This window comes from Roseburia sp. AF12-17LB (assembly GCF_003479605.1).
GTDB lineage: Bacteria > Bacillota > Clostridia > Lachnospirales > Lachnospiraceae > Roseburia_C > Roseburia_C amylophila.
The window spans coordinates 1-406 of the sequence record NZ_QUHR01000016.1; the positions used below are offsets into that span (position 1 = coordinate 1).

Below are 406 nucleotides of genomic sequence, written 5' to 3' on the forward strand. Positions count from 1 at the left end.
GTAGGAAATCTGCCAACATCAAGATAAGCAGACAGTTCTCTCTCAATATCCGCTACTTCCTCTGCTACCGCATCAAAGTCTGATCTTGCTCCCTGAATGTTCTCCTCCAGTCCCTCCATGGAATCCTGAGACATCTCTGCCATCTGGTCAGAATCAATGTTATAATACCAGTCTGTATAGAGTATAAAGCTGCTCCGGTAGGTTTCTATCGTATCTTTTATCATATTTGCAAGATTCATATGATAATCCCACATATAGCTTCTTACATGCTCTGCTGCCTCTCCGTGCATCTCCGGCATGGCAGCAATTTCTACAATACTGCTTCTTACCGCATCTATCTGTTCTATCCACCGGTCAAGCTGTGCCAGAATCAGTTCCCGAATGCTGGTAATTTCTTCATACTTTA

The 406-nt window shown here is 43.3% G+C and carries 1 protein-coding gene; it reads right to left on the reverse strand.

Annotation, left to right across the window (positions count from 1 at the left end; all coding sequences use genetic code 11):
* On the reverse strand, positions 1-406 hold a 406-nt coding region (locus tag DWV68_RS13540), incomplete at both ends, for a T7SS effector LXG polymorphic toxin (RefSeq protein WP_197420873.1).